This window comes from Cellulosimicrobium cellulans, assembly GCF_007679345.1.
Taxonomy (GTDB): domain Bacteria; phylum Actinomycetota; class Actinomycetes; order Actinomycetales; family Cellulomonadaceae; genus Cellulomonas; species Cellulomonas cellulans_A.
Window position 1 is genome coordinate 62,187 of the sequence record NZ_VEGH01000017.1, and the last position, 14,571, is coordinate 76,757.

The window sequence follows — 14,571 nt, forward strand, 5'->3', positions numbered from 1 at the left end:
TGCGCAGCACCGTGCAGGTCGCCGAGCGTGAGATCCGCGACCGGCTCGCTCACCGCCGCCTGCTGTACGCGACGGCTGCCCTGCTCGTCCTGGTCTACACCCTGATCGTCGTCGGCGCTGCGATCGGCGATCGAGGCGCCAGCCGAGACCCCGTGGCCGAGGCACTGCAGGACGCGTTCGTCGGCGAGGCCGCCGTCAGCGCCCCGCTCGTCGTCAGCGACACGTCGAGCAATCGCTTGCTCATCGCGTACTGCTTCGGCGGCCTGTTCTACCTCTCAATGGCGATCTTCATGCGCTTTGTCTTCCACAGCACGCTGCGCGACCACGGCTACCCGGAGGGCGAGTCCCACAGCGGCCAGACTACGACCGGATCGCAGTTCGCGGGGCGGATCCTTGGTCATGCTGTGCTCGCCGTCGCCCAGATGCTGGCCGTCGGCGCGACCGCGGCGATCGCTCTGGCCGCGACCCAGCAGGCCGATGTCATCCCCCTGATCGCAAAGCCAGCGGCTTTGTTCCTGCTGCTCTTCGTGATCACATTCGCGACGATCGCGGCTCGGGGGTCCGCCACTGCTGCGCGCATCGCGACGGGCGACGGCGACGGTCCTCGGCGCAGCCTCATCGGCGTCTTCGTCCCCATCGCGACCCTCGCGACCCTCGTGCTGCACGGAAGCGACATGTCCATGACGGTCGGCTCGTACCTGCCGTTCGCCGCTGTGGTCGCGATGCCCCTTCGCGTCTTCGTCGGCACCGCCGCGTGGTGGGAGCCGCTCACCTGCGTCGTCGTAGTGACGGCGACAGCCGTCCTCGTTATCTGGAGGAGTGCGCGCAGCTACGCCGGCTGCACGGGGCTGCCTGACGCCGCATCGACCTCGGGTTAGCCCATGGATGACCGCTCGATGGCTAGGGTGCCGAGCGTGTCCTCGTGGCTCCCGCGCCGAGTTCGAGTAGTGGGCAACGAACGCTGCCGCGGGCAAGACGACCTTCGCCAGGACGCTGGCCACGAAGATCGCGGTCCCGCACCGCGGACTCGTTGCGGATGCTCGCCAAGACTCGAGTGCGGATGCTCGCGAAGACTGTGGTGCGAAGGTGGTGCTGGTCGCCGCGGGATCGGCAACCGCCATGAGTCTCTGGACACCGGTTCCGGGATGCCGAGATCATCGTGTGATGGACGCGCTGCTCAAGGTCCCTTCCGGTGTGCAGGCCTACTACGCCCTGGGCCACGAGCAGCGCAGGCTCGACCGCGGGCAGGGGCGGCTGGAGGAGCTGCGGACGCACGAGCTGCTGCGCCGCTGGATTCCCAAGCCGCCGGCGGTCGTCCTGGACGTCGGCGGCGCTGCCGGACGTTACGCCCTCGCACTGTCAGGCCACGGGTACGAGGTGCACCTCGTCGACCTGTCCCCGGTGCACGTTCGGCAGGCGGAGGTGGCGAGCGCGGCCGTGGCGCACCCGCTCGCCTCGGTCAGCCAAGGCGACGCTCGGCGGCTCGCGTTCGATGACGCTTGTGCCGACGTGGTGCTCCTGCTCGGCCCGCTCTACCACCTGCCCGACCCGGCTGACCGGGGGCTCGTCCTGGAGGAAGCGGCGCGCGTGTTGCGCCCCGGCGGGGTGGTCGTGGCTGCGGCGATCTCGCGGTGGGCCTCGGCGCTGGACGGCGTCGCGGCGGGTTTCCTGCGTGAGCCGGAGTGGGCGGAGGTCGTCGCGCGGGATGTGGCGACCGGGGTGCACGAGAATCCGACCGGCCGGCCCGACTGGTTCACGACCGCCTACTTCCACCGGCCGGACGAGCTCCGCGAGGAGCTCGCCGCCGCAGGGCTGGCGGTGGACGGTCCGGTCGCGGTCGAGGGCGTCGCGCACATGGCGCCCGACATCGACGCCCTACTGGACGACGCCGCGACGCGCGACCGCCTGCTGGCCGTCATCCGCTCGACCGAGCGGGAGCCTGCGCTCCTGGGCGCAACGGGCCACCTGCTCGCCGCCGGACAGCGCCCGTCCTGAGCATGACGTCGTCCTGCGCAGCAGGCACCGGCCGTGGCGATCGCCGGTGAGCAGCCGCGGAACGTGCGCGCTCGACGAGACGTCGACCCGGCCGAGCTCACCGGCGTAGGACGTCACGACCAGCCACCCGGCGCCCTGAGGGCACCGGCGGGTGCCGGCCGCGCCTGCGGCGCGCTGTGCCTCCTGCCCCGGGCCCAGCCTCGGAGCGGGCAGCCATCGCGGCCCGCCTCGGCTGTTATCGCCGTCGCTCCCCACCCGATGCCGGCTGGCACCTCGCGGGCGTCCAGCAGAGCGACTGCCGCTGCGATCCGCTCCATCCCGCCGGGGACCTGCTGCGGCAGGCTCATCGGCGGGTCACCGCCGACGCCCAGACCCACACGAAGCCCTGTCGTCCGTGCTCGTCGAGGTACCGCACGTGCACGACGCGAGGTGTCCACGCCACAGCCTCGCCGTCGACCTCGAGGTCCCTGCCGCGGGCGTCGAGGATCCAGGCTCGCACCGGCACGGCGGACGCCGGGCGCGTGATGCGCTGCCCGGCAATCGCACCTGCCGGCGCCTGCCGCGCCATGTCACGCATCGGTACCCTGTCCACCACCAGCCCAGTATCGAACATATGTTCGATCTGCGGCGAATGCGCAGTTGGCGGCGGTGCGCGGTGCTAGGACGTGTCTCCCAAGTCGCAGGGGACGAGTGCCCGGCGTGCAGGTCTGGAAGCGAAGCTAGGGCGCGCGGGAGGCGAGCACGATCACGAAGGCCAGTCAGCCCGCGACCGAACCCATCGCGTACCGGTGGCAACGGCGCGGGTTCGGGCAGCGGCGCGTCGGGCAGGCCGAGTGCGCCCAGGAGGGCGGCGACTCACGCCGGGCGCCACGCCCCGTGCACCAGGGCTTCCCGACGTCGACGCGGGGTCAGTCTCAAGCGAGCAGCTGGTTGACCTTCCTGAACAGCCGCTCCGCGCGGTCCAGGACGGCGGCAGGCAGCTTTCGAGAGCCCGTTGCCTTCCGCCGGAGGAGCGCACCCGCGGGGGAGTAGTGGTTCAGACGGCCGCTGCCCACCGGGCGGGCAGCGAACGCCTGCTCGACGCGCACTACCAGGCGCTCGCCAGCGGGCAGTTCTTCCACGGTGAGCGGCTGTCCCTTGAGAGCGCCCTCGTAGGCCTCGTTCACGAGGTCGACGTAGAACTTGGGCTCGAAGAGGTCTTCAACATCCGCCTCGTCGCGACCGAGCGCGTCGCCGACCTGCACGATCCCCGCAGCGTAGAGCTTGCCCGCCTCCCGGAGCTTCCGGATCGTGACGTCGTTGTCCTCTGAGCTGTCGGTCAGGACCGCGACGGTGATCTTGTTCGCTCCGAACAGGGTGAGGAAGGCCGGCAGTTTGGTGATGCCACCGCCCGGGACGATCACCCAGCGCTCGTCGAGCCCTTCGCGGCCCACGGCCTTGAGCTGGTCCGACAGGTAGTTGAGGAAGATGACGTCGGACGCGCCCTCGACGAACAAGACGTTCGTTCCGACGAAGAGCGTTTGAGTCAACTCGATGCCGAGCGCTGCGTGGAGCGGGAACGCGGTCTCGCCGTCAACCCGAAGGACGTCTGCCGAGATCGTCGTCCCGAGCTTCACGTCATCGACGACCGTCCGAACACGCTGGAACTTGTGGGCGTCGACCATGAACGGGGAGTGGGTCGTGAAGATCACCTGGTGCGTCGAGGCCAGGCGCTCGTCGATGAAGCGCAGGAGGTCGTTCTGTGCTGTCGCATGCAGGCTCAGGCCCGGCTCATCGAGTAGGAGCACGAGGGGCTGCTCGGCCTGCTGCTCCAGCTCGGAGAAGTACGCCAGGAACGAGAAGAACCACACGAAGCCCCGCGACCGCTCGTCGAACGGCACGCTCACGTTGTGCCGGGTGTTGCGGACACGGATCTGCATGAACGGCGCACGCGCGCCGCGGGCCGTCGAGGCGGTGTTCGACTCGGCGCTTCCCATGATGTTCAGCTGTACGGCCAAGTTGGTGTTCTGGGTCCAGTACTCGAACACCTCGTCGCTGATCGAGTTCGAGGCGTTCTCCATACTCCGGACAAGGTGCTCGTGACTCTCCGGGTTCAGGAAGTCCTCAAGCTCAACGCCAGAGATCCGCAGCAGAGCCAGGAGCGCCTGCTCGCCGCGCGACAGTTCCTCGTCGTCCCGCTTCTGGATGAGGTCAGGGATCGAGACCTTCCCGGGCATCACGTCGTAGTCGCCGAAGTAGACGAACTTGGGCCGGCGCGCGTCGAGGATGTCGATCGCCTTGTGATCCGGGCTCGCAAGCCGCCAGGACCCGACCTTGGCGATCACCGCCGTGCTACCCGGGGTGGGGCCCTCCATCGCCTCGAGTGCAGAGACGAGATCGGCGACGCTCGTGGCGTTATCCGCCGCGGCCGCGGTACTCGCCGGAAGCTCCATGTCTCCGCGGAGGTGGCGCACCACGGCCGACTGGTCGATGGTGAAGCTGAATGTCCCGCCGCCCTTGCGCTTGTAGCCCGTCGTAACCGTCATCGATCGGGAGACCAAGGATCCCGGACCGAGCTCCGCCTCGACGGCGGCCACGTCGTCGTCCTCGAGTTCGTAGGTAAGCGTGCTGACGTCGATCGGGTCATCGGAACGCAGTTCGCGGGTGCGATGGCTCGGGTAGTCGAGGCTGTCGTCGAACCGCGTGCCGTCGATGGCGCGGCTCTTGAACAAGGCCTGGAGCGTCGCCGTCTTGCCCGACTCGTTCTTGCCGACGAGGCACGTGACGTCCGGTTCGATCTCGAACTCGTCGAGCTCCTCGATGCTGCGGTAGCGGCGAATCTTCGCCTTCACGAGTTTCATGCTCGTCAACGTAGCGGTCGACGCTGACGCCGGGACCTGCGCGGCACCCTCTTCACTCGGCTAGTCCAAGGGTGGTGCGTGGGGTCGGGTTCGGGGCTCGGGTCAGGCGATGGGCTCGTGGTGGCCGGTGCCCGGACGGTGGGTCCGGTTGATCTGGGTGCGCCGGCCTTGAGGTGATGTGCGGCTGGTGCCGAGACCCGTGCGTCCGGATGCGGCCCTGGCGAATGCCCCAGGGACCGCGGCGGGCGATCGTGACCCCTCAGTACGCTCGAGCCGGTCCGGATGACTGAGCTCGTGGTGCGACGAAGGAGTCCGGCTCGAGGCCAGCGCGAGCGGTTCACCCGTTCGGCTGTGGTTCTGGCGCGTCGACCACGACCCCGCGGTCTTGGGCGTGGCCGTCGCAGTAGGTTCGCCGGCCATGGGGCAGAACAGCAAGGCGCGTCGCGACGCGCGAGCCAAGGTACGGCGCAAGGCGCAGCGCGCGGCGGAGCGCGGTCCGGGCCGTGCGCCTGCGACGCACGTGCACCGTCTCGAGGACGACGAGCTACGGCTGTTCGACGGCAGCGATCGGAGCGTCGCGCAGCTGTTCCGTCGCGCGTGCAGCGAGTGCGGGTCGAGCGACCTGGAGTGGATGACGCCCGGCGAGCTGGCTGATCGGGACGACCAGGCTCGCGCTGCGCGGGTCGCCGAGGGCGTGGAGTTCCTGGGCGGGGCGTCCGACGCGTGGTTGTGCCGTACTTGTGGCAACTTCGGCCTCATGTGAGAGGCGTGCACGGGACGCAGCGCCCGGGGCCTTCGAGGACCCGGCTGGCTCGTGCTCGCCGGTCAACCCGGACGGTTGACCGGTAGCACGCGCGTCGTCGGGACCCAACCGCCGTCGCCGTCGTCCGCGAGCCATTTCCCGGGCGAGGCTTCCCGCACGCGGATCAGGTTCCCGTGCTCGTCTCGTCGCCACCAGCGGTTCCCGCTGTCGCGGAACGTCATCGAGAGCAGCAGGTCGGACGACGCGCCGTGGATCGGAGCGACATCCATCTCCAGCGGATCCTCGCGAGGCACCAGCACCAGGTGGTCCCACGTCAACGCGATGCTCAGACCCCCGCCCGCCCAGCGGTACCGCACGCGAACGTCGTAGACAGGCGCGGGCGAGGTGTTGTGCAGCCGTATCGTCCTGGTCGCCCGACCTCGTAGACGTGTGGAACGCCTTCGTCGTCCACCTCCTCTTGCACGACGGACACCTGTTGCGACCAGGCGACGATGTGGCTCGCCTGCTCGCGCTCCTGGTCTCGGCGTTGGCGTGCGCGCTCGGTCGCTTGCGTTCTGCGTTCTTCGGCGCTGACCCGGGTCTCGTGACGGGTGGTCCGTACCGTCCAGATGAGGGTGATCACGGTGGCGACTCCGATCACCGCGTTGATCACCAGCGTCCAGACGTCCAGCGCGTCGCCGGCGACGATCACGCGGTACACGGGATCGGCGGGCATCACGACCGGCGGAACGGGTAGCGGGGTCGCCTCGGCTGAGAGCACACGCCACCGTAGACATCACAGGGCACGAACGCGGGCGGCTCCGCGCGGGGGTCACCGGAACGGAGCAGCAGGCGCCTCACCGGCGAACGAACTGCTCCGCGTACGAGATCGTGAAGCTGTGCGGGTCTCAACCCGGGTGGTACGCCTGCGTCTCGACGTCATCGAGCTCGTGCTCGCTCAGGGAGGTCTTCCTGAGCCCAAGATCACGCTGCATAACCCTGCGGTAGCGCTCCTCGGCCTCCTCGGCCTCGGCCATCGCACCGATCGTCGCACCCTCGTCCTGAAGGCGCTGCAGGGCCCGGTAGACGGCGCCTCCGGCCTGGGCGAGCCGCTTGCTGCCGAACACCTCGATCTCCGCGAGGTCCATGGCCACGTCTGCCCGCCACCTCGGATCCGGGAGGACGTCACCGACCTCGCCGACCCGGTCGTGTCGCGACAGCATCAGGTCGACTCGGTGTACCTCTCGCAGGAACTGAAGCGCGGCTCGGACCCGCTGATCACGGCGCCATGTCCGACGATCGCGCCACGCTTGAGCGATCAGCGTGAGTGCCGTGCCCGCGATGGCCGCGGCAGCACCGATCCCAGCGGCTAGCAGCGCGATCTCACCTTCGGTCACGTGGTCATGGTGCCCCGAACTCGGGCCGGTGCGCGAGCGGCGAAGAAGACGGGACCGGAGCGTCGCGCGCCGAGCCTGCAGGGGGCCTGGCTCGACGCGCGACACGCTCACGCTACGACCGGACACGGTCAGCCCATCGAGTGCGCCCGCGGATGGTCGACAGGGCTGACGTGGCCGGTTACCAGTGCCGGATGCGCATCACTCAGGTTCGGCGGCGGCCAGGAACACGAACCCGACGATGATGCCGGCGGTTCCCATTGCGGCGAGACCACGCGCGATGGTGTCCCCGGAGAACCAGCCGACGGCAACGGCCAGAGCGAGGACCGCGATCAGACGGATCTTGCCGCGGCCAGCGCCTGTCGCCCTGAGCACCGTCTCGGCGAGCAGCGACAGGGCTGCCCCGGCGGTGAGCAGGCTGAGCTGGACGAACCCCGAACGGTCATCGACGGGCCCCTCGCGCCAGCGTGCGATCACGGACAGGTGACCGTCGCGCAGCCGGTCGTGCAGTACGTGGCCGGTCGTGGTGACCTCGTCGGCGTTCGGCAGCAGCGTGTGGACGGCGCCGGTGCCGGTCTCGGGCTGGACGTGCACGGACACCCGCGCATCGGACATCTCGGACCACCCGTACGCGCGACGCTCGTGCGCCTCGGCGTCCGTCTCGGCCGGGTGATGGCCGGCGAGCCGGTCGATCGCCGAGTGCTCGTCGAGGCGTAGCCACTGGCTGACGAACGCGGGGTGGTCGCTCTCTGCGAGCAAGAGATCCTCGTACTCGCAGACGACGGAGACGCCGACGGTCGGCGGGTGAGTCGCGTCGATGCCGAACACACCGGGGTCCGTCGGGCACTCGAAGTACAGGACGTCCTGAGGACCGAGCGCGAAGTTCTCGACGCTCTCCGCGGCGACCACGCTGAGGCCCGGGTGCACGCTGATGTGCGGGGCATGTTGATCAGCCGGCAGCATGATGCAGTGCGGATGGCCGGTGTCGACCTCGCCGTCGCCGTCGGAGTCGAACCGCGGGGCGACCTGACCAGACGGCAGCAGGTACCCGACCCGGTCGATCTGCGGCAGCAGGTACTTCGGCGTCCTGGCGACGATCTGCAAGCGCCCGGTCGAGCCCGGAGTCCAGTGGATGTCGAGGGCTGGGCCCGGGGTGTGCACGTCGCTGGCGACCAGGTCCCGGATCGCGTCCGCGCCGTCCACCACCCGCAGCGCGGCGACCGACACGACGAGCCCCGGTGCCCAGACGTCGGAACGGCCGGTCGTCGGCACCGGGGTCGATCGCAGGCTCGAGTCGGTCGGTGACTCTGTCGTCGACGGGGCCGTGCTGGTGACCGTCGGTGCGCTCGACGAACCATCGTGCGCAGGGCTCTGGTGGTACTCGGTGTGCTCCACGTTGAGCCCGTCGGTGCTCGCATCTGGGTACGGGTCGGCCCGGGTGGCTTCGTGACGGTGCGACCAGTCGAACACGATCACCGACGTCAGCAGCATCATGACGCCGATGAACAGCGTGGCGAGCGCGGAACGGGAGCCGTCGCGAGCCGAGGGGGCGACGGGGCCCTTAAGTGCTGGTCGACCCACGCTACGTGACCCGAGCGGCGACTGCACCCGACGGCCAGATCACGGGAGCTCCGGGCGCCCGGGTCTCGTGACCTGGGCGTCGGGCGCGGGGCCAGGACCCATCAGTGCGAAATCGGGGTGCTGGATCAGTGCGAGGGGGCCGTGCAGTCTCGGCGGCGATCCGGTCGGTGCGTGCCTGCACCGCGGCGTCCAGCGCGTCGTGCGCGGTGCGCGCGGCGTCGGTGTGGGCGAGCGCAGTGTCGCGCTGGGCGTCCTGGGTCGCGACGGTGACGGCGGGGGTGGCTGCTTCCACGGCGGTCGCAGCGTCGAGGACGTCGCGCAGTGCCTGGCGGACGATGTTGTCGTCCACAGCGCCCTCGGTCTCGGCCAGGCGCTCATCAGCGGCGCTGATGACGTCGGCGAGGGTGGTGGTCTGCTTGGTCGCCTCGGTGGTGGCCTGCTGCAGCAGCCAGGCCTCGTGCGAGTCCTGGACCGCCGTGCAGGTCTCCTGCAGCCCGGTGGTGGCCGCGGTGACCTCGGCGAGCACGGCGTCGGCCTGGTCCTGGGCGGCCAGCACCTCGGCGAAGGGCTGGTCGTCGCGGGCAGTCGGCAGATCCATCTTCACGGCCGCCTCGGCCGTGGTGATGGCCTCGGCCAGTGCGGTGCGGGTCTGGTCGTCCAGGACCTGCTCGGCGGTGCCGGCGTGCAGCCCGCGGGGGGCTCGGCCAGCGCAGCCTGCTCGGCGGTGGTCTGCTCGCTGGTCGCCGTGATGGCCGCCGACGCTGCCTCGATCTGACGGCGGGTGGCCCACGCCCGGTAGCCGAGCACATCGGCGGTGCTCACCACGGCCGGCACAGCCAGCACCGCGAGCACCAGCACCCACCGAGGACGACGCGAACGCCCCGGCTCAGCAGCAGAGCCAGCCGGGTCGGTGGGGACGACAGCAGAGCCAGTGGGCGGGGACTGCTGTGCAGGGTCAACGTACGTGCTCATGGTGGCGGCTCCTTCCGCGCTGGTGAGCGTAGCGATGTTCACAGGTGTCATAGAACACCGCTGCGCGCTTTGTGTTGAATGAGTGGTATGCGTTGTCCGATCAGGTTTGATAGCAAGTGTCGCGTCTGTCCCGAATGCGGTCCTGGGTCGCCGGGAAACGTCTGGGCGTTTCGTCCATTGACTCGCCTGGAATGTTCCTTCGGTGGGTGACCAGATGACACCTACCCGCTGGTTCCCCGACGCTCGGGGTCATGACCTCACGGCGCGCGGCGACCACCCGGCTCGAACCCGGGCAGCCTTCCATCGACCGAGCCACGCCCACCTGGGACGAGGGCCGCTCGGCCTGGCTGGTGCGGTCGAGCCTGCACCTACCCGATGCCCGACTGATCCGATCCCGGTCGCAGGCGACTACCAAGGGCGAGCTCAAGCGCCGCGCCCGCGCCGAGGAGCAGATCGCCAAGGCCGGGCACGCGGGCGACTGGAAGTCCACCAGCGACGTGGCTGACTACATCGACCAGATCAGCCGGCCCGCCGTCAAACGGGCCAACGACCACCCGAACACCGTGCGGCACTACCTCAAGGTGCTCGACTGGCTACTCGGACGCTGTCCCGAGCACCGGCGCACCAGGTCCCGGCCAAGCACTCCATCGCCTCGGGCACCCGGTTCCGCGTCCTGGAGGGCTGCCTGCAGGAAATCGCGGCGATGCACGTCGACGAGAGCGCATGACAGGCCCGCACGGTCATGTCCAAGTACCTGCTCTCCAGCTCGTCCGCGACGAGCTGCTGCCGGCCAACTCCCTGCACGGCATGAACGTCGACCTCAAGCGCGGCGCGAAACCCAGCCCGAGCCGGCGCGGGCGGCGGCGAGGGCGCTCACCAAGGAGCAGTGGCACGCCGCCCTGGACCACCTGCTCGGGCTCGACCCGATCCAGTCGAGGGAGCAAGCACGACGGCCCGTCACCTGCGTCCCGCAGGAGGCGGGCCGTTCGCGTGCCCGGGGCACGTGACCGCACCGCGCGTCGTCTCTCCCTGGTCGTCACCGCGGTCGCCCGCGCCGGGGCCGGGGGACGTCCTCACCTGCCCTGGTCGCGCAGCGTCGTCGCCACCTCCTGGACGTACCGGTCGATGCGGACGACCTCGTCGCGCGTCCACGCGGCGGGCAGGCGGCTGTAGGCGTTCAGCGCGACGGTGGTGATCTCGTCGACGTAGCCCGGCAGTGCGACGAAGGACCGGTAGCCGTGGCCCCGTGCGCACCGGTTCCACCGGGGCCGGCGCGCGTCGACGTCGAGGTCGTCCGCGACCACGCTGCTCAGCCGGCGGATCGCCTCGAGGCAGGGGCCTGCCCCGTCGTCCACCTCGAGCTGGTCGCACTCCGCCGCGGCGGGATCGCTGCTCGCGACCTGGTCGAACCGGTCGCCCGTGCGCAGGATCACGCTGCAGGCGGGGACCCCGGTCCGCGAGGGTGCGGCATCGGCGAAGGCGTCGAGGATCTCGTGCACGATCTCACCGGCTCTCGGGCGCGAGCTGCGCCACGGCCGGCGAGGGAACGCCCTCGTGGGCGCCTGGTCGACTCCGACCCCGCCAGTGTGGCACTTTCCGCGCGGAAGGCCGATGACTGCAGCACAGGACGGATCGAACCGGGCGTGCGATCCTGACTCAGTACCGTCGTCAGCCTCGACGACTCCCGGCGGTCGCGCCGCGGTCCGCATCGGGCATCGCAGGCGCGCCGGGACGCGAGGGGTCACCGTTGAGAAGCGACGCGTACGAGGTGCACGTCCTGCTGCAGGACCTCGACGGCGGATCCCCCCGGTGGTGGCGCGAGCGCTCCGGGGCCGGTCCGCCGAGGACGGTCCTGGCGCTGCACGTCCCCCCGCGGCGCGGTGCGGTGTGGATCGCCCGGCACTGGGCGAGCGACCGAGCCCGCGAGACGGGGGTCCCCGGCGAGTCTCTCCCCGACATCGAGCTGCTGACGAGCGAGCTCGTCGCCAACGCGATCGTGCACGGGCCCGGCGGCGAGGTCGAGGTGCGGTTCAGCGCCGACAGCGACTGCGTCAGGGTCGAGGTCTCGGACGGCTGCGCCGGCCGGCCGCGGGTGCGACGCCCGGACCCGGACACCCCCGGTGGGCAGGGGCTGCGGCTGGTGTCGATGCTCGCGACCGAGTGGGGCCACGGGCGTCGCTCCGGCCGGACCGGCAACACCGTGTGGTTCACCCTGTCGATCTGACCGCTCGGCGGTCCGGCCGGCGAGACGCGGCCACCGGCTGCTGGGGTCGTGCCGTTCGCCGCCCGCCCGGGCCGCGCCGCTCAGAGCAGCCACGTCCGCGCCATCGCCACGAGCCGGTCCCGCGTGGTGACCCCGAGCCGGTGGCAGGCCCGCAGGATGTGGCCCTCGACCGTCCGGTGGGACACCCCGAGCACCGAGGCCACGCGGGAGGCGCTCAGCCCTTCGCCGAGCAGGGCGGCGATCTCCTGCTCGCGCCCGGAGAGCCCCACCGCGGCGCGCAGCGGCGCGAACAGGGCGCGGCGGGCGGTGCCGAAGCCGCCGGCGCGGCCCCAGGCGGCCTCGGCCTGGTCGCCGGCCTCCGTGGCACGGCCGGCCTCGTGCAGCGCGACGGCGCGGGCGACCGACGCGGCGGTGGCGTGCAGGACGTCGCCGGTCGCGTCCAGCTCCGCCGCCGCGGTGCTCAGCGCGGCCTCGTCGCGCCGGCTCGCGGCGTCGACGTAGCGCGCCACCGCCGGGAGCAGGCGCCCCTGGACCTCGCGTGCGGCCAGCGTGATCGCGGCGGCGCGGTCCGGGTCGGCGACGGGGATCTCGAGCGCGGTGCCGGCGAGGAACAGCGCGTGGACGTGGTACCCCCGCGCCGAGCGGTCGGCGGCGAGCGCCCAGACCTGCGCCCCGAGGTCGGCCGGGCTGACGTCGGCCTGCGGCGCGAACGCGAGCATCCCGGGGAAGGGCCCGGCGCCCGCCCCGATGTCCTGTCCCTGTGACCACAGCCGCGCCGCGTAGTCCTCGCGGCCCTGCCACCGCGCGATCTGGGCGCCCCAGCCGAGCAGCCCGGCGCGGAAGTGCGCGCTGACCGGCGTGGCGCCCGGCACGGTGAGCACGGCGGTCAGCAGCTGCTCGACCTCGTCCAGCCGGCCGCGCAGGACCAGGCCGAGCGCGCCGACGTAGGCGTGCGCCTGGATCGCGTCGGGCTCGAGGTCGTCGAGCGCGCGGGCGAGGTGGCGCGTCGCCGTGGCGGTCCCGGCCTCGACGTCTCCGCTCAGGACGTCCGCCAGGCCGTCGTAGGCGTCGTGGTGCTGGGCGAGGATGTGCGCCGTCCGCGGTCGCGCGACGGTCCGCACCTCGTCCTGGGCGTCGCCGACCCGTCCCGCCGCGAGCAGCGACCCGAGGCGCGCGAGCGCGTGCGCGTCGGCCTCGATCTCCGGCTGCCCCGGCGCCCGGAGGAGGGGACGCACCTCCGGGACGCGGTCCAGCACCAGCTCGGTGTGCAGCCGCACCGCCTCGATCAGGCCGCCCTGGCCCGGGGCCTCGGGTTGCAGATCGGCGGCCGGGTCGACGGGCTCCAGCCGCCGCCGGGACAGCACGCGGTACAGCGTGGACCAGGCGTCGAGGACCGCCCGGTCGGTGGGCTCGTCGCCGGGCCGGTCGGTCGACGCGATGACGTGCTCGATGAGCCGCGGGTCCGCGCCGCCGGCGTTCATGGCGCGCACCAGCTCCAGGGCCGTGCGGGAGCACGGGTCGGCCTGCCACTGCTCGCGCAGGTCCTCCGAGACCCGGCGCCAGTGCTGCCAGACCCGGCGGGACAGCACCGGCACCGTCTGGCGGTCGATCGACGTCCCGACGGCGGAGGCCGGCTCGGCGCGGCCGTCGCCGAGGCCGTGGTCGGGGCCGGGCGGGTCGGCGAGCGAGGCGGCGTGCTGCAGGTAGTCCTCCAGCAGGGGCGGGTACACGGTCGCGACCTCGCGACCTCCGGTGCCGGTGACGGTGAGCAGCCCGCGGGCGTGCAGCCGCGCGAGCAGGCCCGGCCCGACGTGCGCGGCCGACGCGGCGACCTCGAGCTCGCCGGCCGCGGCGACGGCACCCAGCGCGTCGCGCTCGGCGGCGTCCAGGTCCTGCAGCAGCGGCTCGACCGCTGCGGCGAGCATCGGGTCCCACAGGTCGCCGCGGGCGCGCCACACGCCCTGCTGCCGGGACAGCGCCCCGGTGCGGCGTCCGGCGGCCACCACGGCGCGGAGCAGCGCGGGCAGCCCGCCGGACAGGGTCGCCAGCCGCGCGACGGTCGTCGCCTCGACGAGCCCGGGCAGCATCTCGTGCACCGCGGCGTGCACCTGGTCCAGCCGCAGCGGACCCACCCGCAGCCGGACCGCGGGCTGCGTCCGCGCGGTCAGGGTCGCGGCCCTCGCCGTGCCGGGGTCGGGGCGGGCCGCCGCGAGGACGGGGAACGGGACCCGGGCGCGGGCGGCGGCGAGCGCGCCGAGGCTGACCTCGTCCACGTCGTCGCCGTCGTCCACGACGACGACCGTGCCCGGGGTCTCGACGCGCTGCACGAGGGCGTCGACGGCGGCGGCCAGCGACGCCGCGCCCTGGCCGGTCGCGAGCGGCACCCCCGCGACGGCGAGCGCCGCCAGCGGGCGGTCGCGCAGCGGCCGGACCCCGGCCAGGCGGACGACGCGGCGACCACCCTCGCCGAGCAGGTCCGCGGCCGAGGCGAGCGCGTGGGACCGACCGGAGCCGGCCACCCCCACGAGGTGCACGCTGACGCCCTCGGACAGGAAGTCCACGATCTCCTCCGCCAGCGGCCGCCGGATGCCGCCACCCGCCGGCCGGACCGGGCGGACCTCGCCGCCGTCGGTGCTGTCCTCGGTGGCGTACTCCACGATCGCGTTCCCCTCTGCCGGCGGTCATCTGGCGGCGAAAACGTTCCACCCCCGACGCCGTCCCGCGTCCGCCCCCGTCACGGGGCCGGGATTGAGGTAGGTGAACCGGGACCCGTGGCGCGGACCGCCGCGGGCCGGTCCCCGCGGTTGCGCGGGCCGGGCCCGG

At 72.1% G+C, this 14,571-nt stretch carries 13 protein-coding genes; 4 read left to right on the forward strand and 9 right to left on the reverse strand.

Annotated elements, in window-relative coordinates:
- The first annotated feature begins 11 nt into the window (after positions 1 to 11).
- Both FS882_RS18530 and FS882_RS18535 read left to right on the forward strand, forming a co-directional pair.
- Positions 12 to 878, forward strand: coding sequence for a hypothetical protein (locus FS882_RS18530; RefSeq protein ID WP_158375352.1), 867 nt, complete (start codon positions 12 to 14; stop codon positions 876 to 878).
- Between the two features lie 286 nt (positions 879 to 1,164).
- Positions 1,165 to 1,995, forward strand: coding sequence for a class I SAM-dependent methyltransferase (locus FS882_RS18535; protein ID WP_158375354.1), 831 nt, complete (start codon positions 1,165 to 1,167; stop codon positions 1,993 to 1,995).
- 343 nt (positions 1,996 to 2,338) lie between these two features.
- Here the strand turns inward: FS882_RS18535 and FS882_RS21170 are convergent, their stop codons facing one another.
- Positions 2,339 to 2,494, reverse strand: coding sequence for a hypothetical protein (locus FS882_RS21170; protein WP_187365373.1), 156 nt, complete (start codon positions 2,492 to 2,494; stop codon positions 2,339 to 2,341).
- Positions 2,495 to 2,909: 415 nt separating this feature from the next.
- Positions 2,910 to 4,835: an ATP-dependent nuclease gene (locus FS882_RS18540; RefSeq protein ID WP_158375356.1), complete on the reverse strand. Its 1,926-nt coding sequence runs from the start codon at positions 4,833 to 4,835 to the stop codon at positions 2,910 to 2,912.
- A gap of 418 nt (positions 4,836 to 5,253) precedes the next feature.
- On the opposite strand from FS882_RS18540, the gene FS882_RS18545 reads away from it, so the two are divergent.
- The gene (locus FS882_RS18545; protein WP_158375358.1) at positions 5,254 to 5,598 is read left to right on the forward strand and encodes a hypothetical protein; all 345 of its coding nucleotides are present in this window, start codon (positions 5,254 to 5,256) and stop codon (positions 5,596 to 5,598) included.
- A gap of 62 nt (positions 5,599 to 5,660) precedes the next feature.
- Here the strand turns inward: FS882_RS18545 and FS882_RS18550 are convergent, their stop codons facing one another.
- The 6 genes from FS882_RS18550 to FS882_RS18575 form a co-directional block, all read right to left on the reverse strand.
- Positions 5,661 to 5,954: a hypothetical protein gene (locus FS882_RS18550; protein ID WP_158375360.1), complete on the reverse strand. Its 294-nt coding sequence runs from the start codon at positions 5,952 to 5,954 to the stop codon at positions 5,661 to 5,663.
- On the reverse strand, positions 5,924 to 6,358 hold the full coding sequence (locus FS882_RS18555; RefSeq protein ID WP_158375362.1) for a hypothetical protein: 435 nt from the start codon (positions 6,356 to 6,358) through the stop codon (positions 5,924 to 5,926). Before FS882_RS18555 ends, FS882_RS18550 begins: the two co-directional genes overlap by 31 nt.
- A gap of 127 nt (positions 6,359 to 6,485) precedes the next feature.
- A complete protein-coding gene (locus FS882_RS18560; protein ID WP_158375364.1) occupies positions 6,486 to 6,974 on the reverse strand; it encodes a hypothetical protein in 489 nt (162 codons plus the stop codon).
- A gap of 198 nt (positions 6,975 to 7,172) precedes the next feature.
- Positions 7,173 to 8,579 carry a hypothetical protein gene (locus tag FS882_RS18565; protein ID WP_187365374.1) on the reverse strand — a complete coding sequence of 469 codons (1,407 nt, stop codon included), beginning with the start codon at positions 8,577 to 8,579 and terminating at the stop codon, positions 7,173 to 7,175.
- The gene (locus tag FS882_RS21175) at positions 8,554 to 9,150 is read right to left on the reverse strand and encodes a hypothetical protein (protein ID WP_187365375.1); all 597 of its coding nucleotides are present in this window, start codon (positions 9,148 to 9,150) and stop codon (positions 8,554 to 8,556) included. The genes FS882_RS18565 and FS882_RS21175 overlap by 26 nt, the downstream gene beginning before the upstream one ends.
- Positions 9,151 to 10,597: 1,447 nt before the next feature.
- Complete coding sequence (locus FS882_RS18575; RefSeq protein WP_187365376.1) at positions 10,598 to 11,023, reverse strand: GAF domain-containing protein; 426 nt, start codon at positions 11,021 to 11,023, stop codon at positions 10,598 to 10,600.
- A 248-nt stretch (positions 11,024 to 11,271) separates the two neighbouring features.
- Between FS882_RS18575 and FS882_RS18580 the strand changes: the two genes are divergently transcribed.
- Entirely contained in the window at positions 11,272 to 11,748 is a 477-nt protein-coding gene (locus FS882_RS18580) for an ATP-binding protein (protein WP_187365377.1), read from the forward strand.
- A gap of 80 nt (positions 11,749 to 11,828) precedes the next feature.
- Here FS882_RS18580 and FS882_RS18585 read toward each other — a convergent pair whose 3' ends face one another.
- On the reverse strand, positions 11,829 to 14,405 hold the full coding sequence (locus tag FS882_RS18585; protein ID WP_158375374.1) for a helix-turn-helix transcriptional regulator: 2,577 nt from the start codon (positions 14,403 to 14,405) through the stop codon (positions 11,829 to 11,831).
- Positions 14,406 to 14,571 lie beyond the last annotated feature (166 nt).